Raw genomic sequence first — 26,111 nt, forward strand, 5'->3', positions numbered from 1 at the left:
CTGTAAAATACAGACTGCAGCTTCAAGAAGTTGCCTAACCTTTTTCAAAATGTCCTTTACAAAGGGTACACTTTATTTTTTCAGCTACCTTTTGTTATGGTTAAAGCTTTGTTAATGTTTTGCCACTCCAGCCAAACAAGATCGTAAGAATTGGTCCAAGTAAACAGAAGAAGGTGAACGGTAGGTAATCAAATGTGGAAATACCGAGGACACTTGCGATAAAAATACCACAAACACTCCAAGGCACAAGTGGGTTGACGACCGTACCTGCATCCTCCATGACGCGTGAAAGGTTTTTTGGTGCAAGACCAACCTTTGCAAATTGAGCCTTAAAGGCCTCACCAGTTAATAGAATGGATAAGTACTGTTCACCGATCAATGTATTGACACCGATGCCAGTGATCGCAGCACCGGTAATAACCGATCCAGCACTTTTAAATAAACTTTGTACCTTCGCTAAAATGCTTTGAATAATGCCTAATGTGAATAAAAGGCCACCCATTGTTAAAGCAAGTAGAACAAGCGCGATTGTAAATAGCATACTATTCATCCCACCACGAGTGAGCAAGGCGTCTACATCTTTATTACCAGTTTGAGAGACATAGCCATCAAACAGAATCTTGAAGATATCTGAAGCGGGAACTGGGTCAAGTAGAGAGCCAAGACCTACTCCAATAATGGATACAACAGCCAATGTAATGACTGCTGGTGCCTTATAAAAAGTCATGATAACGAGAACAACAATTGGCAATAATGTATACCAATGAATAAGTCCTGTAGACAATAAACCTTCTTTAAATTGTTCCACAGTCTCAAAGGATGTAGCAGCTCCTGTTGGCGAAATAATAGCATAGATTACAAAGGAGATAAGAAAAGCAGGAATGGTTGTCCAGCCCATATTTTTAATATGCTCAAAAAGGTCTACACCAACTGTACCAGAAGCAAGATTGGTTGTATCGGATAAGGGTGACATTTTATCACCAAAGAAGGCCCCAGAAACAATCGCTCCAGCAGTAATGGTTAGCGAGATATCCATGGCACCGGCAATGCCCATAAATGCCACACCAACCGTCGCGACAGTTGTCAGGGAGCTTCCAATAGAAATACCAACGATACTACAAATTAAAAACACGATGGCAAAGAAAAAATTTGGCGAAACAGTTAAAAAGCCATAATAGATAAGGGTTGGGATCGTTCCGCCCATAATCCAGCTTGAAATTAAAATGCCGATAAAAAAGAAAATAAAAACGGCACCAAGTCCAGCGCTAGCACCCGCAATCATACCACCTTCAAGATCGCGAAAGGGTACTTTTTTCAGTAGTCCATAAGCGAGTAAAATGGCAATCACAAGAAAAATCGGGATATGTGGCGTAGCCTTTAAATAGCCAATACTATAAGCCATTATGGCAATAATTAAAATAGTGATAAAGCTTGCCTCAAGAAATCGAGGGTTACTCTTTGCTTCTATTCGAAACATGTGAATCCTCCTAATACATACTTCTGCGCTTCAATGCGGTGAAGCCCAAAAGTATTATAGCACGCTAATATTTTTTGTCAATTGACTGAAAATTGGTGGTCTCAGAAGAGATAATCCCAGGCATTTTTCAAAATCAATAAACATGTCATGACAATAAAAATGACACGCATCATGTTCGTTCCACGCTTCAGCGCAAATTTGGATCCAAGAATTGCCCCAAAGATCATGACAAAGCCCATCGAAAAACCATATAGAAAATGAACTTCTCCTAAAACTAAAAACATGATTAATGCCGCTAAATTTGAGGTAAAATTAAAAGCTTTTGCATTACCAGCAGCTTGGAGGAAATCATAGCCCATCATTAATAGAATAAAAATAAAAAATGAACCCGTACCTGGTCCAAAAAAGCCATCGTAAAAGCCAATAGCCGCAAATGCACCTATAAAGGCTAAATTTTTAGCTGTGCTAAGTACACGCTCTTGATATTGCTGTCCCCAATCTTTTTTAAACATTGTATAAGCAGCTACAAGGACGAGCATAACAAGCATAAGTGGTTTTAAAATAGCAGGGGATACAAGATGGACAGTAAAGGCACCGAGTAAAGATCCTACAAAGATAAAGGGGAGGATTTTTCCAATTTTCTTGAAGTCTACTTTACCTGCACGTAAAAAAGTTAGCATACTTGTACCATTACTAATGGTATTGGCTAGTTTATTTGTGGCAATAGCTGTACTTGGAGGTAAACCAACAGCCATTAATGCAGGTAAGGAGATGAGCCCACCACCTCCAACAATCGCATTTAAAAAAGAGGCGATAAAAGCAAGTAGTAATAATATTGTGAGTGAAAGTAAATCAATATCCATAAATATGCTCCCATCTTTCTTCATCGCGTTTTAACATAGCGTACTGCGAAAGTCAAAAAATCACAATGAAATTCCAACATTTTCATGTAAATTTTGTTTACAATTCCTTAACATTTCACAAGGTAAACAAATAAGCAGGAAAAAGTTTATTTCAAGTATTTTTATAAAAATAAAAGAAAAAATGGGCGTTTTTAAAGAAAAAATCGTGATTTTTAATATTTGATTTCCAACGTTTGCAACTTGGAAAATAGCTTGAAAATAAATGTGGCAAATTTTATATTACAGTTTTGTAAAATCAACAGCTAAGTGTTTAAAATTTTGTTGAATTGTGTAAATGTTTTGTTATGATGGTTCAGAAATCGACAATATTTTTTCAACAGGAGGAACAGGATGTTCAACTCAAACAAGCAAGATCCATTTTTTCAATCACTATTAAAAATCGCGAAAAACGTGAATGAGGGTATTTACTATGCTCATAATGCACGTATTCAAGATATAGATGCACTAAAAGAAATCGCAGATACAATGAAGCAATACGAAACAAGTGGCGATAAATTAATCCATGAGCTAATTGTTATGCTGAATAAATCTTTTATGACGCCAATTGAGCGTGAAGATATTTTAGCCTTAGCCAATAAATTAGATGATGTAATTGATGGAATGGAAGGCTGTATTGCGCACTTCAATATGTACAACCTAACAGAAGTAACAGAGCCAATGCGCCAATTCCTCACATACATTGCGAAGAGTACAGATGAAATGGTACAAGCCATGGAACTGTTAAATAGTAAAAAGCTTGTGGAAATGCGTAAACATGCTATTCAAATTAAGGACAATGAACGTGAATGTGATGAAATTTTCCGTTCTTCAATGAAGCAATTATTCATCCAAGAAAAAGACCCAATGCGTTTGATTGTTTTCAAGGATATTTATGAGCAATTTGAAGACATTGCGGACAGCTGTCAAACAGTAGCAAACACAATTGAAACAATAATTATGCGTAATGCATAAGATGGAGTGTACGAAATGGATACGATCTTATTAATCACCATATTAGTCGTTATTTTCGCACTTGTGTTCGACTTTATTAACGGCTTCCATGATACAGCAAATGCGATTGCTACTTCTGTATCTACCCGTGCCTTAAAGCCACGTACTGCGGTTTATATGGCAGCGGTAATGAACTTCGTCGGAGCGATTACATTCGTTGGGGTAGCCAAAGCCTTAACAAAAGATATTGTGGACCCATTTTCTTTAAATGCCTATGATGGCGATATTACAGGTTCTGTTGTGATTTTAGCAGCCTTATTATCTGCCATTACATGGAATTTATTAACATGGTATTTTGGGATTCCATCAAGTTCTTCTCATACATTGATTGGTTCTGTTGCAGGGGCAGCTATTGCCGCAGCAGGATTTGATATTTTGAACTATGCTGGGTTTATTAAAATTCTTCAAGCACTTATTTTTTCACCATTACTAGCATTCGCAGCTGGTTTCCTGATGATGACATTATTAAAGGTCATCTTTAAAGATATGAATTTATATCGCACGAATAAAGGCTTCCGCACAATGCAAATTGGGACAGCAGCCTTACAATCCTTTACACACGGGACAAATGATGCGCAGAAGGCGATGGGGATTATTACCCTTGCGCTAATCGCGGGCGGCCTACACCAAGGAGATGATATTCCTTTCTGGGTACGTTTTGCTGCAGCAACTGCGATGGGTCTTGGTACATCTGTCGGAGGTTATAAAATTATCAAAACCGTTGGCGGTAAAATCATGAAAATCCGCCCAGTAAATGGGGTAGCGGCAGACTTAGCTTCTGCATCGATTATCTTTGGAGCCACTTTAATCCATTTACCAGTTTCTACAACACATGTTATTTCTTCATCCATCATGGGTGTCGGAACAGCACACCGTGTTAAAGGAGTAAAATGGGGGATGGCACGAAAAATCGTTACAACATGGGTCATCACGATGCCAATCTCTGCTGTCATGGCAGCATTGATTTACTATATTTTAAGTTTATTTTTCTAGTTCGCTAAGGAATGCACAATCATAGTGCATTCTTTTTTTTGGATAGAACCGGCAAAGTGAAGGATAGCCCGGTTAAAGTAGTGGATAGGAGCGGCAAAGTGAAGGATAGCCCCACAAAAGTGGCGGATAGCCCGGGCAGGAAGAAAAACTGCTTCGATGAAATCAGTAGCCTCCTCCCCTTGTGTAAAGTGCGGATACGCTCTAAGGTAATTATAAAGAAAGTGTAAAGTTCGGAGAAAATCGTTTTTTCCGTAGTAAGGTGAATACAGGAGGAAAATGATGAAGGAAAAGTTACTACTGATTGAGGATGATACAGCGATTGGACGCATTGTGAAGGATACGCTGGAGCAGGAGGGCTATTATGTGACATGGGCTACTACGGGCCTTGAGGGACTGGCAGATTTTCAAACGCAACCTTTCGATTTAGTGCTAGTGGATTGGATGCTGCCAGAAATGGATGGGTTAACGGTTTCTCAAAATATCCGTTGGGAGAGTGATGTGCCGATCCTAATGATGAGTGCCCGCAAGGAAGATGCGGATAAGGTGGAGGGCTTGCAGGGGGCAGACGATTATATCGCTAAACCATTTAGCTTAGAAGAATTAAAGGCACGAGTTGCCTCTCATCTTAGACGCTGGCGACGCTACCACAAGCAAGACGTGATAGAAGAGCATACTGCCTATGCGAATGGTTTAACAATAGATTGGCAACGACAAATAGTATGTGTTTATCAGCAAGAAATTGCATTAACTCAAAAGGAGTTTGCCCTTGTTAGGCTGCTAGTTAAAAATCCGAGTCAAACCTTTACAAAAGAAGAACTGTATCAGCATATTTGGCAGCAAGCAACGTTAGAGGACACTCATACTGTCACAGTGCATATCAAGGCATTGCGCGAAAAGCTCAAGGATTCTGTGAAAAACCCAAATTTCATTCAAACTGTGTGGGGTAAGGGCTACCGTTTTATTGGTGAACCATTATGAAAATAAAAGCGTGGTTACTAATTATGTTTTTTATTGTAATGGTATTACCCATAGTAGGGGCTTATAGCCTTTATGTGTGGATTAATGCTTATTACCAAGATAAAAATGTGGCGGAGTATTTTGACAAGTGGACAGAGCTAAATCAGGTAAAAGACGTCCTTGACAATCCAGTGCTTTATCAAAAAAATGCCGATTTTGAGGAAATAGAGGAACTTACCAATGAGCAGCTGGCGATTACCCTCTATACGAAATCTGGCTATGTTTTATATTCCTCCAACCCCTTGCTAACGGGCTATGTAGGGAAAGAGCGCATGTTAAATGGTTTATATGATTTACAGCAAGCATATAACGCCTTTACATACAAGGAGCCTGTATATCTAAAAGGTGATTTGCTTGGCATCTATGAAATTCAATTACTACGAACAGATTGGGTAAAGGGTGTAGAAAAGCGTTCGTGGCTCGTCATCGCAAGCACGATCCTGTTATTTTTTATCATTTATTTAACTGTCATCTTGTTGCTTCATCGGAAACTGAATCGGCCATTACGTGAACTGATGCAGCAAATGCGTAATTTTGCGAAAGGTCAGCAAGTTAAATCAAATCTAAGCGTAAGAAAAGATGAGATTGGGGCACTCGCCAAAACATTTGAGGCGATGCAGGATGAAATTGAAAAGACTCGGGCTTCTTTAAAAGCGGAACAACAGCAAAAAGAAATGATGATTGCAAGTATTTCCCATGATTTGAAAACACCCCTTACAGCCATCCAAGCCTATGCAGAATCTTTACAAAATAAAGGCTTGTCAGAACAGCAGGAGGCAGAATATCAGCAGGTCATCGTTACGAAGGCAGATCGGATGAAGCATATGCTAGAGGATTTAATGATGTTTACATTACTTCAATCAACGAACTATACATTAGAGCTCATTGCTGTGGATGGAGAAGAATTTTTTGACATGGCCCTGTCTGACTATGAACCTTTATGTGAGGAAGAAGGATTTACATTAAAAGTCTTCTGTGCCGTAGATGGGCTCTATGCTGTGCATCCTAAACAACTTCAGCGTGTTATTGATAATTTATTAAGCAATGCATGGCGTTATGGGGAAAAGGGGACAACAATCTGCTTAGCGGCAGTCAATGCTGGAAATGATCCCAAATGGGGCTTTGACTTCTTGAAGTCGGCTTTAAACAAACAAGAGGGTATGTATATAATTGTACAAAATCACGGAAGAGGTATACCACAGCAGGACATTGTAAAATTATTCGAGCCTATGTATCAAGCAGATTATGCGAGATCAAAGGCTGGTGAACGAGGAACAGGACTAGGCTTAAATATTACAAAACAAATTATTGAAAAACATGGTGGCACTATCGAATTGCTTTCTAGAGAGAACATTGGAACAGCGGTAATTTGCTGGCTACCACCTTATAAAGGAGTAAAAGAATGATGAATTGGAAAAAATCTTGCCAAGCAGCAGGCTTAATTGCTGTGATGACATTTAGTTTAGTGGGCTGTAATTCAGAGGCATCTTATACACCTCAGGAAATTATCGACCAAGCCCTTCAAGAATCGAAAGAGCCACTCACTTATTATGGCGAATATACGTTAGATATGGGAGAGCTAGGTGGTAAAGCTCAAGTGAAGGAATGGGTAAAGGATAGCAATAGACGGATAGAAATGACAGGTGATAATGGAGAACATGTTATCACAGTCAAAAATGACGCTAAAGTCATTAGCTATGATGTCACTGAAAAGACGGCTTACACAATGGATTATTCACAACACGAATTAGACGGCTTGCAATCACCTAAAGATCAGGTACAGCTTATTTTTAATATGGTTAAAGATACACATGATATCAAGATAGCAGGGGAAGAGAAGGTTGCAGGTAGAGATACGTATAAAATCGTCGCAAAAACGAAGAAAACGGAATCGTTATTTGGAGATATCGAAGCATGGATTGACAAAAAAACTTGGCTGACTTTAAAAATGAAGACAGATAGTGCAGGGACTCATATGATCACTGAGTATTCTAAGCTTAATTTTGGTGAAAAAATAGATGCTCAACAATTTACACTAGATCTACCAAAGGATGTAACGATTCAGGAAATTAGCGGACAGGACACTTCAGCATCCATTTCTTTGGACGACGTAAAGCAGCAGCTTGAAAAGTTTTTATTAGTGCCAGAAGTAAATGGTCTTACCTTAGACAACATATCCATGGTTAAAGGGATAGAGGATCGACCAGAATACTCTTTTGATTATAGCATAGACGGAGAGTTAGCTTTTTTTGTTACGATTTTTAAAGCAGATGCTAGCGTTGCAGATATTGGTCCCATTCTAAATGAAAAAGAAATCGATATTCGTGGACAAAAAGGCACAGTTATGGATGGTGAAAATTTCCGTTCCCTTGCTTGGCAAGAAAACGGCTACCAATATAGTATGGTTGGGCAAAATCCAGCATTAACAGTTGAGGATCTTTTAAGCTATGCGCAACAAATGACCGTTATACAATGAGGTGATACTATGAAAAAAGCGCAAGGACTAAAATGTCTGGCACTATTTTTATTTACCACTATTTTCCTTTATGGGGTAGGGGAAACATATGAGGTGTCTTGGCTACAATTTCATTTTACGGGACAATATCAGGACGTAGGCTTTTATTTCAGTTTTACATCCCTCATTCCAATAGTAATTGGATTATTAATGGTGGGTCTATATGAATCATTGTTAAAAAGATTCATCTAAATAATTAGGAGCAGGATCCGAGTGGTGATCCTGCTTTTTTTATGGTAGAAATATAGGTCATAGATTACAATATTTATATAAAGAGGATACTAATAGGAGGTTTCGTCAATGGCTACATTTCTACATGGCTTTGCTCAACAACTCATTTTCCCCTTGTTTATGATTTTATGCTTTTATTTCACATTAACTTATTTTCATCATCTCAAGACAGGCGATGACCGTGATATTAAGAATACAAAATGGGCAGCAGTGGTGTGTTTAGCTTTTGCTTTGGTTGCACCAGCTCTTTATAATGTGATTACGTTCATGATCATGATGAGGTAAAGTGATAATTTTGGCACAATACGTACATAATGTAAGGTAACAGGTTTAGTCATTCTAAAATTAGGGAATATACATTCATCCTAGGATATTGTAGGTGGTACATATGTTTGACAATTTACTATTTCAGTTACCTTTTATTATTTTTATCGGTTTGTTTTCACAGTGGTTAGCATGGCGATTTCGCATGCCTGCCATTGTCATTATGAGTATCGCTGGGCTCATTATTGGTCCGTTTACAGGGTTAGTGTCGCCAAAAGAGACATTTGGCCCTATTTTTCATACCATTATTTCTCTGGCCGTTGCCGTAATATTATTTGAAGGAAGTTTAAGCCTTGATTTTCGAGAAATACGTGGCTTTAAGAAGTCTATATTGCGTATTTCCACAGTAGGGGCAGCCATCGCTTGGATTGCAGGCTCTACTGCCGCGCATTTTGTTGCTGGGCTATCATGGCCAGTCTCTTTTGTCATTGGTGGATTATTTATTGTGACAGGTCCAACCGTTATTTTGCCTTTATTGAGACAGGCAAAATTGAAGGAGCGACCAGCAGCTATCTTAAAATGGGAAGGCATCGTTGTAGATCCATTTGGCGCGTTGTTAGCGCTATTTGCGTATCAGGTCGTTTTGGGCATATATCATTTAGAAGGTGGGACATCTCTTACCGTTTTCTTTGTTTCCGCCTTTTTAGCCGCCCTGTTAGGAGGGGGCGTCGGTTATGGAATGGGACAATGCTTGGAGCGTGGTTTGATTCCAGAGTTTTTGAAATCACCTTTGTTACTCGCTACTATTTTACTTGTTTTTGCCCTAAGCGATGCCATCATGCACGAAACGGGCTTATTGGCTGTGACAGTGATGGGGCTTGTGATGGCCAATATGCATTTAACAAGTCATCATGAGCTGTTGCATTTTAAAGAAAATATTTCGGTTATTTTAATTTCAAGTGTCTTTATCATGCTGACGTCGTCCTTAACCATCGATACGTTATGGCAAATCATTGATTGGCGTATGCTACTATTCGTACTAGCGATGATGTTTATTGTTCGACCGTTATCGATTTGGATTGCGACCATTAATACGGGCTTAACATTGGAAGAACGGGCCTTAATTGGGTGGATTGCACCGAGAGGGATTGTGGCATTAACCGTTTCAGGTTACTTTACAACGGCACTACAAGACTTAGGTTTTCAAAGTGCACAATTATTAACAGCGCTCACATTAGCACTTGTTTTTGCGACAGTGGTTGCTCATGGCTTTAGCATTGGCTGGCTTGCTAAAAAATTAGATCTACAAGCTTCCACAGGGAAAGGTATTGTGATTGTAGGCGCTTCTCCATTTACAACACAGCTCGCAACGTCCCTGCAAAATAACGGGATTGATGTGTTGATGATGGATCGTGCATGGGAAGATTTATCTGCTGCTCGACAAAATGGTATTAAGACAGAAACAGGTGATATTCTAAGCGAGCATACAGAATTTTATGTTGATTTAACTCCCTATGATCAACTAATTGTAGCGACAAAGCAGGACGCCTATAATGTCCTTGTTTGTGCAGACTTTGTTCCAGAATTAGGGCGTCTCAATATTTTTCAAACGGCTTTACATACTACAGACCCAAAAAATTACTCACGGAAGTACGGGGGACAGCTTCTTGTCGATGCACAACATGATATTCATCAGCTCAATGAACTGATAGAGCAAGGGGCACAACTTCGTCAAACGAAAATTACAGAAGTATTTACATGGAAGGATTATGTAGAACAAAATCCTCATGCCGTCTGGGTGTATGCTATAACACAGGATGGAGCTATCGTGTTGGATATGGTCAATAAATATGACGATATAAAACATGAACTGCATACTATCATTAGTTTAATTCGCTAAAATCGGCCGCCTGTTTGTGCAGGGCGGCTGTTTTTTTTAGATGGTTTTTTGATGCAAGTGAAAGGAGACTAGTTGACTGAAAATGACCATGCTTGCAAACACACTAGCAATGAGTGTTCTGCCTGTTTCATATAAAGCAAGAACAGCTAGCGTAAAGAGAGCAGCTTCTACTAGTCCATGCGTAAAGGGATTCAAGGGCACCCTTGCTTTTGGAGAGCCAAAGATACTCCATATTCCAATGATGAATAATGGTATTCCCAACCCAAGAGAGCATTTCATTAGGAGATTTGTTCCAATATAGGCACCCCCGTTTCCAATAGTGAGTAGAACACCCATTTCTACTAAAAATCGTAGTGTTAAATGGATAGCCATACTTTCCTCCTCATTACGCAATTTGCTGTAAATGTGTCTTCTTAAAAGCATCCTCATATTTTAAACCATAGCCAAGTGCACGATCTAAGAAAATATGTGCGAGCCAAATCAGGGCAGCCATCAGGAGTACTGGTGTAGTCGTTAGTAAACCAATCACCATCAACATGGCAGGTAGCACAAAGCTATGTCCCATATTATAGAAAAGAGCGCCTATTTTTGTATTGAGGAGATAGCCAACCATTGTAATGTCTGGTAGCAATAAATACACAATAAAATAAAGCCATGGAAAATTTAGATGACCATAGAAAGAAACAGTGATGAAGAAAGCAAGGATATATTCTATTGAGATGATTTTACGTAGTGACATTTAACCACGACCTTCCAGTAAATTTTGATACATATCCTCTATGAGTAAGGAAATTTTTTCTTGGTTTTCTTCGTATTGTCCGTCAGCCATTAACGTTTTTGTCAGTTGTAACGAATGAAGCGCATGCTGGTAGAATTGTAGTTGCTGCTCAATCTGGGCAATCTTTGTTGAAAATAGCTGTACCGTTTCCTCATTACATGCTGTTGAAATAGGCTTTTGTTCTAGAGTCAGTAAATGTTTAATTTCTTGGAGCGTAAAGCCTAGCTGACGTAAAACGATAATAAATTTCATTGTATGTTCACACATGGCATCATACACACGGTAGCCATTGTCTTGTTTTTGCGGTTGTATGAGTCCTTCTTTTTCATAATAGCGAACGGTATCCGTTGTTAATTGAAATTTCTCAGCGAATTGTTTAATTTTCATGTAAGTACCTCCTAAATTCATCCTAACATTGGAGTATGCTCCAAGGTCAAGATGCTTGAGGAAAAAAGTTAAAAAAATGAAACGGTCATTCAGTGGCAGTCGTTTATAGTGTAAGAAGGGGAGGTGGACGGCATACTTGAGGAAATGATCGAAGAACATGCAGCACATTTATTACGTCTCGCCTATTTTTATGTGAAGAACCGACAAACCGCAGAGGATATTGTGCAAGAGGTCTTTATTAAATTTTCTCAGCGTGGCTATGAAGAACGTGGGCAGTTGCGTGCGTATTTATCCACTCTAACGATTAATCAAAGCAAGGATTATTTAAAAAGCTGGCATTATAAGAAATTACTATTACAAGAAAAAATATTTCCTGTTCAGGGGAATAGACAACGAGATGCGCTCGTGGCAGCAGAGGAACGGTCTCACATTGGGGCAGCTATTTTAAAGCTTTCACTTACCTATCGGGAGCCCATTATCCTTTATTATTTTGAAGAAATGAAGATTCGTGATATTGCCCAGCTACTTGGCATTGCAGAGAATACGGTGAAAACAAGACTGAAGCGGGCAAGAGAAGCATTAAAGCCTCATCTGAAGCAGGAGGAATGGGAGGTGCTTAGACATGAATGAGATACAGAAGGAATTACTCAAAGTCGCTGGTGATATGACAGCAAGCAAAGAACGAGTCAAAAAACATGTACTACAACAGTCTATCAATAGAAGGAAGCCTTTTCGTTTCACCCTATTAACCATTGTACTGACACTTTGTATGGTTGGGTTTATGATGGTGCAGCTTCTTACAAACGAAACAGAGCAAACATCCTCATTATTTCATGAAAGACAGCTTGAGCATTTCGAACGTATTAATCGGCTAATGTGGCCAGGAAAAGAGCAGGAATTTTATAAAGAGGAAGCCTATCTAGCGTATGAGAAGCTCGTTGCTGCCTACTATTTTGCGAAATCATTAGGGATTGATTATTCAAAGGCAGAGCTAGATGTGGAGAGCAAGAAGCAGGTAGAACAGTTGGAAATGCTTTATCAAGCATCTGAATACGAAGCACTATTTCAAGGATTAGCACCGAAACAGTATGTTGAAACATATCTTGAGCCCCTTTTGCCAATGTATACAACAAGAACAAAGCTATATGCCCTCTATAAAGAAAAATATCCAACTTTTTATGCTTACCAAGAAGTAGCCAATATTGATGCCAATCGATATTTCCAAGCGCATTATACTGAGCAGGCAACAGCCTTTCAAAATGAGCATAACATCATATTACGGGCTAGTTCACATGGCTCTTCAATGGTCGGAACAGTTGCAAAGGTTGAATCGAATGTTTTTTTATTTATTGAAGGAGTGATTCCTGAGGACCTTGATCATATGACGGAAGAACAGCTTGCTGAAAAATATGAGCAGGCCAATTGGTATCCTGTGCTGGATGATTTTCCTGTCAAGCAGGGGGATTATATTACTTTAACTTCTATGGGAACAGGCAGTATAGAGGAAAACGGGGTCGTCAGAAAATATGGTTTATTATCTAAACTGGAAAAACTAGAGCCAATCAATATAAAAAGGCTTGAGCTAGAAAATAATAAAGAGGTTGCTCAGTTTTTACAGGATATCCCTTGGCAGCCCGCAAATTATATGAAAAGACCACCCGAATATTCATTTGAAGTAGAAGGCGTCCGTATTGAAATGTGGAAGGGCTATGGTGGTTCAATTTATCTCCAAAAGGCTGGTAGCGGAGAAATTCACCTTAGTGCCAATAGAGCGAAGGAATTAATAGCCATCCTAGGCATAGAAGAATCTTAACAAGTCTCTTGAAAGAGGCTTGTTTTTTATTTAGGGGAAAATTATAGTGAAAGTACCATGTTAAAATAACCTTTAATTGAATGTAGGATAAAATACACAGTGATTTTTATTATTAGGCTGAATTACTTAATGTTAAAAAAATAAATGAGTCCAAAGAATTGTAATATTTTAAGGGCGAAGGTAGTATTAAAGAAGTAAGGATGAAGAAAAGGAGGGGCGGAATGAACGCACAAGAATTTGAAGAACTATGGATTACGCTTAATGAGTTATATAACGCGGATCGTTTTTTAGAATATATAGAAATAAGTAGTGCCGCAATTGAAAGTGCCATAAAGCTTGAAATGTATGATAAGGCTATCCTTCTATTACGTTATAGCTGTGCCAGTTATTTTCAAACGGGTGATTTACAGCTTTCTATAAGTGTCCTTGAACAATATCGTGAGTTAACTTTTCAACATGGCAACGATATTGATTTAATTCAATATTACAATTTAGCAGCCATTTATTGGGGAACATTTGGTCATTTAAAGAAATCAGAAGAGTTGATGTTGAAAGGCTTAAAAATTGCTGAAGCAATCCAGCACGTGGAGAGCATGGGGAAAATCTATAATAACCTAAGCGACCTTGAAATATCCATGGGAAGCTATCGGACAGCTAAGGAATTTGCCTTAAAGAGTTTATATTATGCGAATGCGTTTGAAATGAAGCATAAAGAGCCTTATACAGGGATTATCCATCCAAAGACAAATCTAGCTGTGGCACTTATTTGGCTTGAAGAATTTGAAGAAGCTAATACGATATTACAAGAATTAATGGCAACGATTCATCATCCACCCTATTCGAAAGTACAACTTGAGGTCCTCAATGCCTATGCCTTTCTGTGTGAAAGACAGGGACGTATAAGTGAGGCCATCGATTTATATCAAAAGACAAAGCATTATGCTTTACAAAACAATGACCTCTCTCTACTTCAACTAATTTATAATTCTTTAGTGAAGCTCATTGAGGAGCAAGGCAATAAAATTGTATTATGTGCGATACAAAAGGAATATATTAATATTTTGTTAGAAATCCAGCGTGAAAACTATTCACATGTATTGTTTGAAATGGAATATAACGATCATAAGAAGCAGTTTGAAAAAAATGCCTATATTGATCCTCTGACGAATATTTACAATCGTCGCTATTTTGATGAACAGGCCAAAAAGATGGTCGAAAAGGCGGCTGAAAATCATCAGCAATTGGCCTTGATGATGGTGGATTTAGACCATTTTAAAGAAATCAATGACATGAATGGCCATTTATTTGGCGATGATGCTTTGACGAATACAGCCAAAACTTTACAGGACTATTTTCAGCCCTTTGAGTCTATTGTTGCTCGCTTTGGAGGGGATGAATTCATTGTGTTGAGTCAAGTAAAGGAAGGTGAATCAGTACAAACATTGGCTGACAACCTGTATCAAACCTTAACGGCACTATCACTAACAGTGAATAATCAAACTGTTCAGTTGGAATTTAGTATTGGTGTCAGTACGAATGATCATGGCAAAATTCAGAAAGTAGAGGAGCTTATCAAGCATGCGGATGAAGCGCTCTATAAGTCAAAGCGTAACGGCCGCAACCAAATTACGCACTATAATCATTATTGCGATGTGGGAAATGGTATTTAAAAGAGAGAGAGGCATATCTACTCGGAAAGTGCCTCTTTCGTAAAAGTGTTGCTAGTGTGATGGATTAAGCAAGCCATAAAACACAATATCTTCAAAAGTACCGTTTTTATAAATATGATCCTTTAATGTTCCCTCATAGTGCATGCCACATTTCTCCATAATTTTCCCTGAGGCAGGATTAGTTTGGAAATACCGGGCATAAATACGATGATACTGTTTCTCCTGAAAGGCAAATTCAATAATCGCTTGAGCAGCTTCTGTTCCGTAGCCATTACCCCAATAGGGCTCTCCAATCCAATAAGCGATTTCTCCTCTTTGATGTTGGGATTGATTTGACAGTCCTATCGCTCCATATAATTGTCCACTTTGTTTGTCTGTTATCGCAAATTCGTAACTTCTATTTTCCTCAAAGTTTTGTTGATGTGTGGAAATCCATGATAATGCACATTCTAATGTATAAGGATAGGGTAAACTCAATGTGCTTTTATAGATCGCATAATTGTTACATAAAACACTTACTTCTTGTGCATCTGCTTGTGTAAAGAGTCGAAGTATTAAACGTGTCGTTTCTATCGTCTTTTCGGTTGGCGAATAAATCATCGAATACCCCCTTTTCAATGGTTGGATTGATTATAGCACAATAAAAAGCAAAGTAAACCAAATAATGGATATCTTATTAAATCTTGAATTGGAATAAAAATTTATTGAAAAACGATAAATTATGTGGTAAATTAAACAGGATAATAAATAAAAGAGGTGCGTAAGATGAAACGAGAAACGCTCTTTTTAAAGATAGCTGTTTTTCTAATAGGTATACCCGTTCTTGCCTTATGTGTATGGGTGGTGCCTCATGTTGCTTTAAATACAGTGGAGCATTCTCCCATTCTAACCATTGTTGCTTTAATTGGCGTCTATGCAACGGCTATTGCTTATTTTGTTGCGCTATTTACAACGATCAAGCTATTAAGCTATATTGACCAAAACATCGCATTTTCAGAGCTGTCAGTGAAAGCTTTAATTAAGATCAAATATTGTGCAATTCTTATTAGTAGTGTTTACGTGGTTGGCATGCCACTGATATACTATGCTGCGGAAGTAGACGATGCCCCAGGTCTTATACTTATTGGAATGGTCATTATTTTTGCTTCCTTTGTCGTGGCAGTCTTTGCTGCTGTGCTGCAAAAGCTTCTAAAAAATGCCATCGATATCAAATCAGAAAATGATCTAACGGTTTGAGGTGAATACTATGGCAATGATCATTAACATTGATGTAATGCTGGCGAAACGAAAAATGAGTGTTACAGAGCTTTCAGAAAAAGTTGGCATCACGATGGCGAACCTTTCGATTTTAAAAAACGGCAAGGCCAAAGCCATCCGCTTTTCAACATTAGAGGCTATTTGTGAGGCATTGGATTGCCAGCCTGGCGATATTTTGGAATATCGGAAGAACGAGGAACTACAAAAATAAGGATCTGCGTAAAGCAGATTCTTTTTTTTGTAGAAATTATTGCCAAATGAAGTCATCCTATGCTAGGATAAAGAATAGATATATCGACAGGCAGTCGGTCAATTATAAGGAGGTGTCTTATGAGGGAAATAAAAAAAGCGGAAGAACGCAGAAATGAAATATTAGATGCTGCGGATGAATTATTTGCACAGAAGGGATTTGATGGCACTAGTACGAGTAATATTTTGGAAAAAGTAGGCATTGCTCGAGGCACTCTCTATTATCATTTTAAATCTAAGGAAGATATTATGGATGCGCTCATTGAGCGTTATACAAGCACGATGCTAGCAAAGGCGAAAAACGTTGCAGCAGACAAGACTATAGCTGTAAATGAGCGGATATTGCGCGTTGTCATGGCATTGAATATGCAAAATGAACAGGGTGGACAGGAAATGATGGAGCATGTTCATAGGCCGCAAAATGCTTTGATGCACCGTAAAATACAGCAAGTGGTCATCAATCAAGTACCACCAATCCTCACTGCCATTATTCGTGAGGGCATTGAGCAAGGTATTTACCAAACGCCTTATCCCTATGAGTGTATGGAAATGATTATTGCTTATACCAATACGGTATTCGATGATGATCTCGTCTTGATGACAGATGAGGAAAGAGCTGCCCGTATTCCGGCATTGATTTTTAATATTGAAAGAATGCTAGGGGTGGAGAATGGTAGCTTATTGTATATGATGCAAATGTTTGGAAATAAGGAAGAAGGCAGTACGAACTAAGTTTTTTAGGTCTTGTTAGGTTTGATGGCGGTTAACAATATACAAAGAGGTGACTTATGTATTGGAAAATTGTTCGAAATGATATGGCAAATAGCAAGCTAATTACAGGTATGACCATGCTATTTGTGGCGGTAGCAGCTTTACTTGTCACACTATCAGCAATACTTATTGTCCATTTGACAAGTGCAATTGACACGCTGATGAAACAAGCAGAAACGTCTCATTTTCTTCAGATGCATGCAGGGGAAATCGATCAAGTGCGGCTGACTGAATTTGCAGAGCAAAATAAATATGTAGATGAATATCAAATGAATGAATTTCTAAATGTGGAGGGCACGAAGATCAATATTGCGGGTACCACCTTGGCACATAGTGTGCAGGACAATGGTTTCAGCACACAAAGTGAGAAATTTGATTATTTACTTGATCTTGATGGTCATGTGATTGAAGTGGCAAATGGTGATATTTATGTACCTGTAAGCTATTGGAAGGACGGCATCGCTGACTTGGGGGATACTGTCATCGTTCATGATCAAACCTTTACAATAGCTGGATTTCTAAGGGATTCACAGATGAACTCTATGCTGGCTTCCTCCAAACGCTTTCTTGTCAGTGAACAAGATTATGCAGCAATCCAGGAAGCGGGAACAGTTGAATATTTAATTGAGTTTCGTTTGAAAAATTTGGCGGATTTAAAGAAGTTTGAAGAGGCCTATACAAGTGCAGGGCTAGAAGCAAACGGACCAACCATTACTTATAAGCTTTTTCAAATGCTGAATGCCATATCAGATGGACTTATGATTGCTGTTATCTTACTCATCAGTGTCCTTGTAGTCGCTATTGCTTTTATGTGTATTCGATTTACATTGCTCACTAAAATAGAAGAGGATTATAGAGAAATCGGTGTGATGAAAGCAATTGGCCTACGAGTGGCAGATATACAGAAAATGTATCTAGCCAAATATGGCGTTATAGCTGTGATTGGTTGTATGCTCGGTTTTGCCTGTTCCTTTTTCCTTCGAGATATTCTATTAGAAAATATTCGTCTGTTCATGGGAGAAACGGACAAAGTTTCACTCATTTGGTTGTTCACGGGTCTGGGATTGTTGCTCGTATTTTTCGTGATTATGGGCTATGTACGATCGGTACTCAAACAGTTTCGCAAGCTATCAGCCACGCAGGCTATGCGTTTTGGCACAACACAAGGAAAAGTGCAGCATACAAAATTATTGAACCTTAGCGCCAATAAAAGACTACCGATCAATCTTTTTCTTGGCATGAAGGATGTATTATCACGAAAAACACTTTATGCGACAATGCTCGCAGTATTAGTATTGGCAACATTTATTATTATCGTGCCTCAAAACTTACACAACACAATTGCAGCTAAAAGCTTTATTACGTATATGGGTATTGGGAACAGTGACATCCGAATTGATATCCCACAAGGCAAGCAAAATGAACAACAGGTGGCAGCGGTGAAGGATATGCTTGAGCATGACACAGCCATTAAGAATTATACTGTTTTGACAACAAAAAAATTCACAACGATTGCCGAGGATGGAACAGCGCAAAACCTAAAAATAGAGCTGGGTGACCATACGATATTCCCCTTAGAATATGCACACGGAGAGGCTCCAGTCGCTCCTAATGAAGTGGCACTTTCGGTGCTCAATGCAGAGGAGCTTCAAAAAAAGGTTGGTGATAGTTTAGCAGTGGTCATTAATGGAGAGAAGAAAAATTTGAGGGTCAGCGGTATTTATTCAGATATTACCAATGGCGGCAAGACTGCTAAGGCAGCTTTCTCTGACCAGTCTACGGATAGCATGTGGAGTGTCATCTATAGTACGATGGCTAATCCATCGCTTGTTGCAGATAAACGGGCGGAATATGCAAAAACCTTCTCGTTTGCCAAGGTGTCAGGTATTGATGATTATATTCATCAAACTTTTGGCACGACGATTCATGCCATCGAAAAGGCAGCTCGTGCAGCACTCGTCATTGCCTTATTGCTGTGTGTGCTCGTGACATTATTATTTATAAATATGCTGATTGCGAAGGATCAAGCACCCATCGCTATTATGAAGGCATTAGGATTCACGAATGTCGATATAGCTACACAATATGCAGCACGTTCGATTTTTGTATTACTGCTTGCCATCTCGATGGGGACGTTGCTCGCAAACACGTTAGGTGAATATTTAACTAGTACGGTCATTGCCTCATTCGGGGCGGCATCATTTGATTTTATGATTAATCCACTAGCAGCTTATGTTTTTTGCCCACTAGCGCTTACAAGCGTTGTACTGCTAGCTACGCTAATTGGTACGTCAAGGGCAGGGCAGGTAAAAATTATTGAGCATATAAAGGAGTAGAACCTATGAATATAGTAAGTGGTGAGCAAATAGCAAAGACGTTTCAGGTAGGCAAAGAACAGCATCCCGTTTTACTGGATGTATCAGTTGCAATCAATCAAGGAGAGTTTATCTCCATTATGGGCCCATCAGGCTGTGGTAAATCGACATTGTTGTATGCCCTTAGCGGGATGGACAGTATTGATCAAGGTCAGGTCATCTTTGATGGAATGGATTTAACGACATTAAGTGACAAAGAACTGGCTGATTTGCGTAGAACGAAAATGGGCTTTGTCTTTCAGCAGCCGACCTTTCTAAAAAGCTTAAATATCCTTGATAATATCCTGTTACCTGCGATGCGTGATGAGCGAAAAAATGTGAGGGCCTTAACAGAAAGGGCACTACAGATTATGAACAAAATGGGGATTGCAGACTTGGCAAAGCGAGATATTACACAGGTTTCTGGTGGGCAGCTTCAACGGGCAGGCATTTGCCGCGCCTTGATTAGCAACCCGCAAGTGATCTTTGGAGATGAACCCACAGGCGCATTGAATTCAACGTCTGCTCAGGAAATCATGGATTTATTAGCCTCCATCAATAGTGAAGGTACAACGGTGATGCTTGTGACCCATGACCCAAAAATTGCCGCAAGAACAGAGCGTATCCTTTTTATGTCTGATGGCGCTATCGTGAATGAACTGAGATTGCCTCGATTCACAGGCGCCGATTTAGACGATCGAATGGTCAAAGTTGTCTCTTCTATGCAAAAAATAGGTATTTAGCTTGAAGAAATCCGTAATGATTTAAAAATTACGGATTTTTTTTTGATAAAATGAATCGCATTCGTTATGGCATCCGTCAGTAGTGTAGGAAGTAGGTGAGGGCAATGATGGCTATTGAACAGATAATCGAGGAGCACGGTGATTACTTACTTAAGGTCGCCTATCTCTATGTGAAAAATAAGGCAACGGCGGAGGACATCGTGCAGGATGTGTTCATCGCCTTTTATCAAAAGCAGGGACAGTTTCGTCAGGAAGCATCCTTACGTACATATCTAGTGAAAATGACGGTTAATCGAAGTCACGATTATTTACGAAGTTGGAAAAGTAAACGACTGACATTGTTTGAAAAGATCACGGGACGCACAACGGCTATGACACCTGAAAAGGAGATACTAGAGAAAACTGTAAAAAAAGAGCTGGTGGAGGCATTGTTTACATTATCAGTTGCCTATCGAGAGGTCTTGATTTTGTATTATTTTGAGGAGATGTCGACAGTGGAAATTGCACAGCTTGTACACTGTCCAGAAGCAACGATTCGCACAAGATTACAGCGAGCTCGTAAACAATTAGCAACAGCAATGGGTGACTTTGATTGGGAGGTGCTACGCCATGAATCAATTTAAAGAGGAACTATTAAAGGAGCTACAAGATGTCAAGCTTTCACAGCAGCGCAAACAAGTAATCGCGGAGAAAGCACAACGAAAAGTTCAACGCAAAGCAGGTAATCAATGGACGTATCGTATCGTATTCGCAACCTTTACTATTTTTGTTATCGGTTTTAGCTATATCTTGACACAGCAGAAGGGGCAACAGAGTTCAAGCCATCAGGCGGCTAGCCTACAGTCGGATACTTGGCATTGGTGGTCACTTTTTGCTTCGGATTATGTAAGAGGCTTTATTTTATTGAGCATTTTTATAGGGGCGACCATTATTGTCAAACGCTATCTATTGAAAAAGGGATATGGTTTACCTGTTTGTATTGAATGTGGGGAGAGTTGGTCTGAGAAGGATGCACGTAAATTATATCGCAAAAATAGTGAAATTGTGTGCCCTCATTGTGGACAAAAACAATACCGCACAAAAAAATCCATGCAAATCAGTGGTGTAATGACGATGCCAGTGCCGTTGCTGATTATGTTGCAGCATGTTTTCCATCATTTTGTTATTGGTCTCATTTTCTTTTTAGTGGGCATGTTCTTTTACCATTATCAAATTGCGCCATATGTGTTTAAGCTACAAGAGAAAGATCCGATGAATGAACCTTTATGGTAATGATTTCGGCAGGAAATTGCTAGGCTAATCTAGCAATTTCTTTTTTTATTCTAAAATAGATTGACAATGGTTTTCATTTGCTTTATCTTTGTGTTAACTTATTTTTATTATTAGTTAACGCACAAGGGGAGGCTTTTTACATTGAAAAAAGGAAGTACATATCAATATGTGTTAGCAGCATTTGGGGCAGCAATAATCGCAGTTTTAGCACAGGTAACAATCCCACTACCACTTATCCCGATTACAGGTCAAACGTTAGCAGTTGGCATCATCGTGACGATTTTAGGGACAAGATTAGGCACGTTATCTGTTCTATTATATATTTTACTAGGGGCAGCAGGTTTACCTGTATTTAGCGGTATGTCAGGTGGACTTGGGATTTTAGTTGGTCCAACAGGTGGATATATTGTAGGCTTCCTTGCCACAGCTATTATTATGGGCTTATACTTAGATAAATTTGGTATTACATTTACTCAAGCTATTATTGCGAATATCATTGGGATGATTGTTACATTAGCGTTTGGGACAGTGTGGTTAAAAATTGTAGCAGATTATACATGGACAGCTGCCTTTATGGGTGGTGTTGCACCATTTATCGTGGTAGGTATTGTCAAAGCGGTACTTGCAGCATGGATTGGTGTAATTGTTCGTCGTCGCTTAGAAAGAGCGCACTTAATTGAAGCAATAGCATAGGACATGGGAGGAATTGTTTTGGCAACATTATGGACAGGTGGTAAGATTTACACGATGGCTCAGGTTGGTGAAACAGTGGATGCAGTCCTTGTTGAAGATGGAAAAATTGTGGCGACAGGCTCAGTGGAGAGCTTGTCGCCACTAGCTGCTTCTATCCAACATTTAGAGGGCAATATCATGTATCCAGGCTTTGTCGACAGCCATTTACATATTATTGGCTACGGAGAAAAACTCAAGCATCTTGATGTATCGGCAGTTACGAGTAAAGAGGCGTTGCTTGTGAAACTTCAGGAGCAAATGGCTGAGGCGTCAGCACATGAATGGGTCATTGCGATTGGACTAAACGAAAACCAATTTGAAGAGCCCATTTTCCCGACCTTAGCGGAGCTAGATGCCCTTGGAGATGCTCATTTAATCATTAAACGGAGCTGTCATCATTTGATCCTAGCCAATTCCAAGGCACTCGCTTTTGCAGGAATTACAAATAAGACTCCTTCGCCAGAGGGGGGTGTCATTGACAAAGTAGATGGTCAGCTCACAGGGATACTAAAGGATGCAGCATTGTATTTAATTGTTAACCAGATGCCACATATTACACCTGCGTATATTGAGGATGCACTGATAAAGGCGGTGACCTCATTGCAATCCTATGGTTTAGTAGGGGGACATTCAGAGGATTTAAGCTATTATGGACCGCCAGGCCAGCCGATTCAGGCTTATCGCAAAATAGTAGAGGCACAGCAATCCTTTAAGGTGCATTTATTACAGCATCATACAGTCTTTGAAGAGGTTGCGAAGATGGATTTAGCTTCCTCACCATTTTTGGAGTTTGGTGCGATGAAAATTTTTATTGATGGAGCCTTTGGAGGTCGTACGGCTGCACTACGTCAGCCTTACTGTGATGATTCGTACAATGCAGGGATGCTTATTCATACAACTGAGCAATTAACAAGCTATGTTCAGCTGGCACGTCAATATGGACAAACCGTTGCCGTGCATGCCATTGGCGATTTAGCAATAGACACGATTTTAGACGTTTTTGCGGCATATCCTCCTCAGGAAGGTCAGCTTGATCGCGTGATTCACTGTAGCTTAGTCGATGAGGAACTATTAGCCAAGCTAGCTGCATTACCAGTGGCAGTGGATATGCAGCCGCAGTTTGTACAGGGAGAATACCAAGCAGAGCTATCGAGACTTGGGGAGGAGCGCGCACAGGGCTTACATCCTTTAAAGTCGCTTCTTGACACAGGGCTGATTGTCGCAGGCGGCAGTGATGCTCCGATTGAAGTGCCAAACCCGTTGTATGGTATATATGCGGCTGTCACTAGAAGAAATTTTGGGGAGACACATGATGGCTATAACCCTCATGAGAAAATTTCCCGATTTGAGGCAGTCCGTTTGTACACAGTAGGGGCGGCTGAAATAATTGGACAGCAATTTATGCGTGGCAAAATTGCAGAAGGCTTTGCAGCAGACTTTACGATTTTACAAGAGGACGTTTTTACAGTAGAGATGGAGCAGCTTCCACACATTCAAGTCGCATGCACGGTTGTGAATGGTCAGATAGTATATGAAAATCGCTGAGAAGGTTATCCTTCACAGCGATTTTTTTATGGGACTATTGTTTGTCAGCTAGTTGTTTTACTTGTTGTTCTAAGGTCGACACACGTTTTGATAAGTCCTCTACTTGCTGTTGCATGGTTGGTGGAGGAGACACAGGGGCAGTGGATTTCATTTTTTTGATCATATGGATCATCACGAAAAAGATTGCTAGAAACATACATAAAAGAACGGTTGTACTAATGATATCACCAAGGTTGAATTTCATGTTTGCGCTCCTTTCTGTAGTGGGTATCTAGTTATATACAGGGTGACATGCTAAAAAGTTTCAAAAAAATGGTGAATGTCACGATTAATACAAAAATTGACGCCTACTTTGGTGTAGAGGAGTGCTATTTTATTGGCTTTGAGGAATGGGCCATAGCAGTCAAAACATACGTTAGTAGTGAGCGATTTTAACAGCATGATAGGGGTGAGTATGTGCACAAGGCAGGACAAGTAATGCGACAGGCTGTCCATAATATTTATGTTTATCGATTCGATTATGTACAGGTTTTCGCATTAATTAGAATCTTTCAGTTTTTATTAATGATCCCTGTAACCTCTATCGTCTTGAAGCTCATGCTACGAGTAACTGGGTTTACACATATTACTGAGCAAAATTGGCAAAGCTTTGTGACGCATCCCTTTGTGATGATAATGATTTGTCTATTAATTTTGCTGTTTTTATTATTTGTATATTATGAGATGGGCTTTCTATTTCTCATGGCCTTTCATCAGCAACGAGGACTTCGCTACCGATTTCTTCCTTTATGGCAACAATTAAATCGCAAGGTTGTTTATTTTTTTAGTGTGCAAGTTTTATTTCTCATCGTCTATCTAGCGCTATTAATGCCACTAGCTTCCTTTATGCTACCCCTTACATTGACTCAATCCATCTCCCTACCACCTTTTCTAACTGAAGAAATCATGAGTAGTCGAGCGGGTAGGCTAGCATATGCTGTGGTGGCAAGCATCATTGTGATGATAGGCATTCGAAGTATCTTAACGTTACCTATCTTTACAATCCAGCCGAACATCTCAATTTTGCGTTCTTTTAAGCAAAGCTGGCGATTTTCCAAGCGTGGATTATTTGAACTAGTCGTGCTACTAGCTATGCTTTTAACAGGTCATCTGTTGATGATGCTTGGTATAACAGTGGTCGCTACGTTTCCACTCTATTTAATTGAACGTTTAATGCCAAGTGCAGCCTTGATTACGGCTGGGCTGACACTAGCCTTTTTAGAAATGGTCTTTGTGGTGCTATTTAGTTTATTACAGGCGATGTTTTCACAAGTTATGGTCGCCATCACGTATAATACGCCAGTGATGGGTAAAATCAGCGCTACTACACATCGGAAGCGGCGCTATAAGCCATTGCTGTTGATCAGTGGCATTGTGTTTCTCGTATTAAGTATGATGAATATCAATTCCTTAGAGAAAAGTGTCTATGCACCAGATACCAAAATTATTGCCCACCGCGGCTATGTAGCAGGTAATGTAGAAAATACAATTAGTGGATTGGTGAGTGCAGCCAATGCGGGGGCAGATTTAATTGAAATCGACATTCAACAAACTGTGGATGGGGAATTCGTTGTCTTCCATGATCGAACATTACGAAGGTTAGCAGGTAAAAATGGTGTCATTGCGAATATGACCCTGAGCGAACTAAAAACGTTAACCATTCATCAAAATGGCTTTAGCGATAAAATTGCTTCATTAGATGATTGTATTGAAATTGCCAAAGCGTTAGATGTGGCGCTACTAATCGAATTAAAGGTGCATGGTCAGGAAACGGAAGATGTTTTACCTAAATTAGTAGAGAAGCTACGAAAATACAAGGTGCTAGATTCCTACTATGTGCAATCCGCCGATGGACAAAAAATGACGCAATTAAAAAAATTGGTGCCGAATTTGCGTGTCGGTATTGTTTATGCACTCAATATTGGACCAATGGAGGAAAATGTTGATTTTATCGCACTGGAGGAATCCTGGGTAACGGAGCAGCTTATCGAAGAATTGAAGCAACATCCGACCGATTTATTTGTTTGGACACTCAATGACGATCGCTCCCTGCAAACCTTCATCGAAAAAAATGTCAGCGGCGTCATCACCGACCATCCTGACGTCGCCCGCGAGCTAAGAACTCAGCAAAGCGAAAACCAATATTTCTTACAACGCATCCTGAATCGGCTGAGATTTATCTTTTGATGGG

The 26,111-nt window shown here is 39.5% G+C and carries 28 protein-coding genes; 21 read left to right on the forward strand and 7 right to left on the reverse strand.

Going from position 1 to position 26,111, the window contains the following annotated elements; all coding sequences use genetic code 11:
* Nucleotides 1-100: 100 nt before the first annotated feature.
* Nucleotides 101-1,477, reverse strand: a complete 1,377-nt coding sequence (gene nhaC / locus HCH28_RS22220; protein WP_221683135.1) for a Na+/H+ antiporter NhaC — start codon at nt 1,475-1,477, stop codon at nt 101-103.
* A gap of 101 nt (nt 1,478-1,578) precedes the next feature.
* Nucleotides 1,579-2,340, reverse strand: coding sequence for a sulfite exporter TauE/SafE family protein (locus HCH28_RS22225; protein ID WP_221683136.1), 762 nt, complete (start codon nt 2,338-2,340; stop codon nt 1,579-1,581).
* Between the two features lie 390 nt (nt 2,341-2,730).
* Between HCH28_RS22225 and HCH28_RS22230 the strand changes: the two genes are divergently transcribed.
* The 8 genes from HCH28_RS22230 to HCH28_RS22265 all read left to right on the forward strand — a co-directional run bounded on the left by HCH28_RS22230 (nt 2,731) and on the right by HCH28_RS22265 (nt 10,310).
* The gene (locus tag HCH28_RS22230; RefSeq protein ID WP_004229078.1) at nt 2,731-3,351 is read left to right on the forward strand and encodes a DUF47 domain-containing protein; all 621 of its coding nucleotides are present in this window, start codon (nt 2,731-2,733) and stop codon (nt 3,349-3,351) included.
* A 15-nt stretch (nt 3,352-3,366) separates the two neighbouring features.
* Nucleotides 3,367-4,383, forward strand: coding sequence for an inorganic phosphate transporter (locus HCH28_RS22235; protein ID WP_004229076.1), 1,017 nt, complete (start codon nt 3,367-3,369; stop codon nt 4,381-4,383).
* A gap of 279 nt (nt 4,384-4,662) precedes the next feature.
* Nucleotides 4,663-5,361, forward strand: coding sequence for a response regulator transcription factor (locus tag HCH28_RS22240; RefSeq protein WP_221683137.1), 699 nt, complete (start codon nt 4,663-4,665; stop codon nt 5,359-5,361).
* Nucleotides 5,358-6,806 (forward strand): HAMP domain-containing sensor histidine kinase, encoded by a 1,449-nt coding sequence (locus HCH28_RS22245; protein WP_221683138.1) that lies wholly within the window; start codon nt 5,358-5,360, stop codon nt 6,804-6,806. The genes HCH28_RS22240 and HCH28_RS22245 overlap by 4 nt, the downstream gene beginning before the upstream one ends.
* Nucleotides 6,806-7,876 (forward strand): LolA family protein, encoded by a 1,071-nt coding sequence (locus HCH28_RS22250; RefSeq protein ID WP_221683139.1) that lies wholly within the window; start codon nt 6,806-6,808, stop codon nt 7,874-7,876. Before HCH28_RS22245 ends, HCH28_RS22250 begins: the two co-directional genes overlap by 1 nt.
* Before the next feature lie 9 nt (nt 7,877-7,885).
* Nucleotides 7,886-8,107: a hypothetical protein gene (locus HCH28_RS22255; protein ID WP_221683140.1), complete on the forward strand. Its 222-nt coding sequence runs from the start codon at nt 7,886-7,888 to the stop codon at nt 8,105-8,107.
* Between the two features lie 108 nt (nt 8,108-8,215).
* Nucleotides 8,216-8,431 (forward strand): hypothetical protein, encoded by a 216-nt coding sequence (locus HCH28_RS22260; RefSeq protein ID WP_221683141.1) that lies wholly within the window; start codon nt 8,216-8,218, stop codon nt 8,429-8,431.
* A 103-nt stretch (nt 8,432-8,534) separates the two neighbouring features.
* Nucleotides 8,535-10,310, forward strand: a complete 1,776-nt coding sequence (locus HCH28_RS22265; protein ID WP_221683142.1) for a cation:proton antiporter — start codon at nt 8,535-8,537, stop codon at nt 10,308-10,310.
* A gap of 36 nt (nt 10,311-10,346) precedes the next feature.
* Here the strand turns inward: HCH28_RS22265 and HCH28_RS22270 are convergent, their stop codons facing one another.
* Genes HCH28_RS22270 through HCH28_RS22280 form a run of 3 tightly spaced genes read right to left on the reverse strand, consistent with a single transcriptional unit; the run spans nt 10,347 to nt 11,475 of the window.
* Nucleotides 10,347-10,682 (reverse strand): YrdB family protein, encoded by a 336-nt coding sequence (locus HCH28_RS22270; RefSeq protein WP_221683143.1) that lies wholly within the window; start codon nt 10,680-10,682, stop codon nt 10,347-10,349.
* 13 nt (nt 10,683-10,695) lie between these two features.
* The gene (locus HCH28_RS22275; RefSeq protein WP_221683144.1) at nt 10,696-11,049 is read right to left on the reverse strand and encodes a DUF4260 domain-containing protein; all 354 of its coding nucleotides are present in this window, start codon (nt 11,047-11,049) and stop codon (nt 10,696-10,698) included.
* Nucleotides 11,050-11,475 (reverse strand): MerR family transcriptional regulator, encoded by a 426-nt coding sequence (locus HCH28_RS22280; protein WP_221683145.1) that lies wholly within the window; start codon nt 11,473-11,475, stop codon nt 11,050-11,052. It abuts the gene before it with no gap.
* Between the two features lie 123 nt (nt 11,476-11,598).
* Between HCH28_RS22280 and HCH28_RS22285 the strand changes: the two genes are divergently transcribed.
* From HCH28_RS22285 to HCH28_RS22295, 3 genes are all read left to right on the forward strand, one after another.
* Nucleotides 11,599-12,105 (forward strand): sigma-70 family RNA polymerase sigma factor, encoded by a 507-nt coding sequence (locus HCH28_RS22285; RefSeq protein WP_221683146.1) that lies wholly within the window; start codon nt 11,599-11,601, stop codon nt 12,103-12,105.
* On the forward strand, nt 12,098-13,288 hold the full coding sequence (locus tag HCH28_RS22290; RefSeq protein WP_221683147.1) for a hypothetical protein: 1,191 nt from the start codon (nt 12,098-12,100) through the stop codon (nt 13,286-13,288). Before HCH28_RS22285 ends, HCH28_RS22290 begins: the two co-directional genes overlap by 8 nt.
* Nucleotides 13,289-13,509: 221 nt before the next feature.
* Nucleotides 13,510-14,958: a tetratricopeptide repeat-containing diguanylate cyclase gene (locus HCH28_RS22295; protein WP_221683148.1), complete on the forward strand. Its 1,449-nt coding sequence runs from the start codon at nt 13,510-13,512 to the stop codon at nt 14,956-14,958.
* A gap of 51 nt (nt 14,959-15,009) precedes the next feature.
* Here HCH28_RS22295 and HCH28_RS22300 read toward each other — a convergent pair whose 3' ends face one another.
* A complete protein-coding gene (locus HCH28_RS22300) occupies nt 15,010-15,558 on the reverse strand; it encodes a GNAT family N-acetyltransferase (RefSeq protein ID WP_221683149.1) in 549 nt (182 codons plus the stop codon).
* Nucleotides 15,559-15,723: 165 nt separating this feature from the next.
* Between HCH28_RS22300 and HCH28_RS22305 the strand changes: the two genes are divergently transcribed.
* The 9 genes from HCH28_RS22305 (at nt 15,724) to HCH28_RS22345 (ending at nt 23,881) form a co-directional block, all read left to right on the forward strand.
* Nucleotides 15,724-16,194: a DUF2975 domain-containing protein gene (locus tag HCH28_RS22305; protein WP_221683150.1), complete on the forward strand. Its 471-nt coding sequence runs from the start codon at nt 15,724-15,726 to the stop codon at nt 16,192-16,194.
* Between the two features lie 10 nt (nt 16,195-16,204).
* Nucleotides 16,205-16,426 (forward strand): helix-turn-helix domain-containing protein, encoded by a 222-nt coding sequence (locus HCH28_RS22310; RefSeq protein ID WP_004229042.1) that lies wholly within the window; start codon nt 16,205-16,207, stop codon nt 16,424-16,426.
* Nucleotides 16,427-16,545: 119 nt separating this feature from the next.
* On the forward strand, nt 16,546-17,196 hold the full coding sequence (locus tag HCH28_RS22315; RefSeq protein ID WP_202341847.1) for a TetR/AcrR family transcriptional regulator: 651 nt from the start codon (nt 16,546-16,548) through the stop codon (nt 17,194-17,196).
* Nucleotides 17,197-17,252: 56 nt separating this feature from the next.
* Complete coding sequence (locus HCH28_RS22320) at nt 17,253-19,571, forward strand: ABC transporter permease (protein ID WP_221683151.1); 2,319 nt, start codon at nt 17,253-17,255, stop codon at nt 19,569-19,571.
* A gap of 5 nt (nt 19,572-19,576) precedes the next feature.
* Nucleotides 19,577-20,332: an ABC transporter ATP-binding protein gene (locus HCH28_RS22325; RefSeq protein ID WP_221683152.1), complete on the forward strand. Its 756-nt coding sequence runs from the start codon at nt 19,577-19,579 to the stop codon at nt 20,330-20,332.
* Nucleotides 20,333-20,436: 104 nt separating this feature from the next.
* Nucleotides 20,437-20,955, forward strand: coding sequence for a sigma-70 family RNA polymerase sigma factor (locus HCH28_RS22330; protein ID WP_221683153.1), 519 nt, complete (start codon nt 20,437-20,439; stop codon nt 20,953-20,955).
* A complete protein-coding gene (locus tag HCH28_RS22335; RefSeq protein WP_221683154.1) occupies nt 20,942-21,604 on the forward strand; it encodes a TIGR04104 family putative zinc finger protein in 663 nt (220 codons plus the stop codon). The genes HCH28_RS22330 and HCH28_RS22335 overlap by 14 nt, the downstream gene beginning before the upstream one ends.
* Nucleotides 21,605-21,745: 141 nt before the next feature.
* On the forward strand, nt 21,746-22,297 hold the full coding sequence (locus HCH28_RS22340; protein WP_004229030.1) for a biotin transporter BioY: 552 nt from the start codon (nt 21,746-21,748) through the stop codon (nt 22,295-22,297).
* A gap of 18 nt (nt 22,298-22,315) precedes the next feature.
* Nucleotides 22,316-23,881, forward strand: coding sequence for an amidohydrolase (locus HCH28_RS22345; RefSeq protein WP_221683155.1), 1,566 nt, complete (start codon nt 22,316-22,318; stop codon nt 23,879-23,881).
* Between the two features lie 34 nt (nt 23,882-23,915).
* On the opposite strand, the gene HCH28_RS22350 is transcribed toward HCH28_RS22345, so the two are convergent.
* Complete coding sequence (locus tag HCH28_RS22350) at nt 23,916-24,125, reverse strand: hypothetical protein (protein ID WP_004229027.1); 210 nt, start codon at nt 24,123-24,125, stop codon at nt 23,916-23,918.
* Between the two features lie 212 nt (nt 24,126-24,337).
* Here HCH28_RS22350 and HCH28_RS22355 point away from each other — a divergent pair, with 212 nt between their 5' ends.
* Complete coding sequence (locus HCH28_RS22355) at nt 24,338-26,107, forward strand: glycerophosphoryl diester phosphodiesterase membrane domain-containing protein (protein ID WP_221683156.1); 1,770 nt, start codon at nt 24,338-24,340, stop codon at nt 26,105-26,107.
* The last annotated feature ends 4 nt before the right edge of the window (nt 26,108-26,111 follow it).

The sequence above is a fragment of the Lysinibacillus sp. K60 genome, from assembly GCF_019731275.1.
GTDB lineage: Bacteria > Bacillota > Bacilli > Bacillales_A > Planococcaceae > Lysinibacillus > Lysinibacillus capsici.

Bases quoted from the DNA above. Each gene is read 5' to 3' on its own strand.
- nhaC (WP_221683135.1), bottom strand. From the start codon at position 1,477: ATGTTTCGAATAGAAGCAAAGAGTAACCCTCGATTTCTTGAGGCAAGC.
- HCH28_RS22225 (WP_221683136.1), bottom strand. From the start codon at position 2,340: ATGGATATTGATTTACTTTCACTCACAATATTATTACTACTTGCTTTT.
- HCH28_RS22230 (WP_004229078.1), top strand. From the start codon at position 2,731: ATGTTCAACTCAAACAAGCAAGATCCATTTTTTCAATCACTATTAAAA.
- HCH28_RS22235 (WP_004229076.1), top strand. From the start codon at position 3,367: ATGGATACGATCTTATTAATCACCATATTAGTCGTTATTTTCGCACTT.
- HCH28_RS22240 (WP_221683137.1), top strand. From the start codon at position 4,663: ATGAAGGAAAAGTTACTACTGATTGAGGATGATACAGCGATTGGACGC.
- HCH28_RS22245 (WP_221683138.1), top strand. From the start codon at position 5,358: ATGAAAATAAAAGCGTGGTTACTAATTATGTTTTTTATTGTAATGGTA.
- HCH28_RS22250 (WP_221683139.1), top strand. From the start codon at position 6,806: ATGAATTGGAAAAAATCTTGCCAAGCAGCAGGCTTAATTGCTGTGATG.
- HCH28_RS22255 (WP_221683140.1), top strand. From the start codon at position 7,886: ATGAAAAAAGCGCAAGGACTAAAATGTCTGGCACTATTTTTATTTACC.
- HCH28_RS22260 (WP_221683141.1), top strand. From the start codon at position 8,216: ATGGCTACATTTCTACATGGCTTTGCTCAACAACTCATTTTCCCCTTG.
- HCH28_RS22265 (WP_221683142.1), top strand. From the start codon at position 8,535: ATGTTTGACAATTTACTATTTCAGTTACCTTTTATTATTTTTATCGGT.
- HCH28_RS22270 (WP_221683143.1), bottom strand. From the start codon at position 10,682: ATGGCTATCCATTTAACACTACGATTTTTAGTAGAAATGGGTGTTCTA.
- HCH28_RS22275 (WP_221683144.1), bottom strand. From the start codon at position 11,049: ATGTCACTACGTAAAATCATCTCAATAGAATATATCCTTGCTTTCTTC.
- HCH28_RS22280 (WP_221683145.1), bottom strand. From the start codon at position 11,475: ATGAAAATTAAACAATTCGCTGAGAAATTTCAATTAACAACGGATACC.
- HCH28_RS22290 (WP_221683147.1), top strand. From the start codon at position 12,098: ATGAATGAGATACAGAAGGAATTACTCAAAGTCGCTGGTGATATGACA.
- HCH28_RS22295 (WP_221683148.1), top strand. From the start codon at position 13,510: ATGAACGCACAAGAATTTGAAGAACTATGGATTACGCTTAATGAGTTA.
- HCH28_RS22300 (WP_221683149.1), bottom strand. From the start codon at position 15,558: ATGATTTATTCGCCAACCGAAAAGACGATAGAAACGACACGTTTAATA.
- HCH28_RS22305 (WP_221683150.1), top strand. From the start codon at position 15,724: ATGAAACGAGAAACGCTCTTTTTAAAGATAGCTGTTTTTCTAATAGGT.
- HCH28_RS22310 (WP_004229042.1), top strand. From the start codon at position 16,205: ATGGCAATGATCATTAACATTGATGTAATGCTGGCGAAACGAAAAATG.
- HCH28_RS22315 (WP_202341847.1), top strand. From the start codon at position 16,546: ATGAGGGAAATAAAAAAAGCGGAAGAACGCAGAAATGAAATATTAGAT.
- HCH28_RS22320 (WP_221683151.1), top strand. From the start codon at position 17,253: ATGTATTGGAAAATTGTTCGAAATGATATGGCAAATAGCAAGCTAATT.
- HCH28_RS22325 (WP_221683152.1), top strand. From the start codon at position 19,577: ATGAATATAGTAAGTGGTGAGCAAATAGCAAAGACGTTTCAGGTAGGC.
- HCH28_RS22330 (WP_221683153.1), top strand. From the start codon at position 20,437: ATGATGGCTATTGAACAGATAATCGAGGAGCACGGTGATTACTTACTT.
- HCH28_RS22335 (WP_221683154.1), top strand. From the start codon at position 20,942: ATGAATCAATTTAAAGAGGAACTATTAAAGGAGCTACAAGATGTCAAG.
- HCH28_RS22350 (WP_004229027.1), bottom strand. From the start codon at position 24,125: ATGAAATTCAACCTTGGTGATATCATTAGTACAACCGTTCTTTTATGT.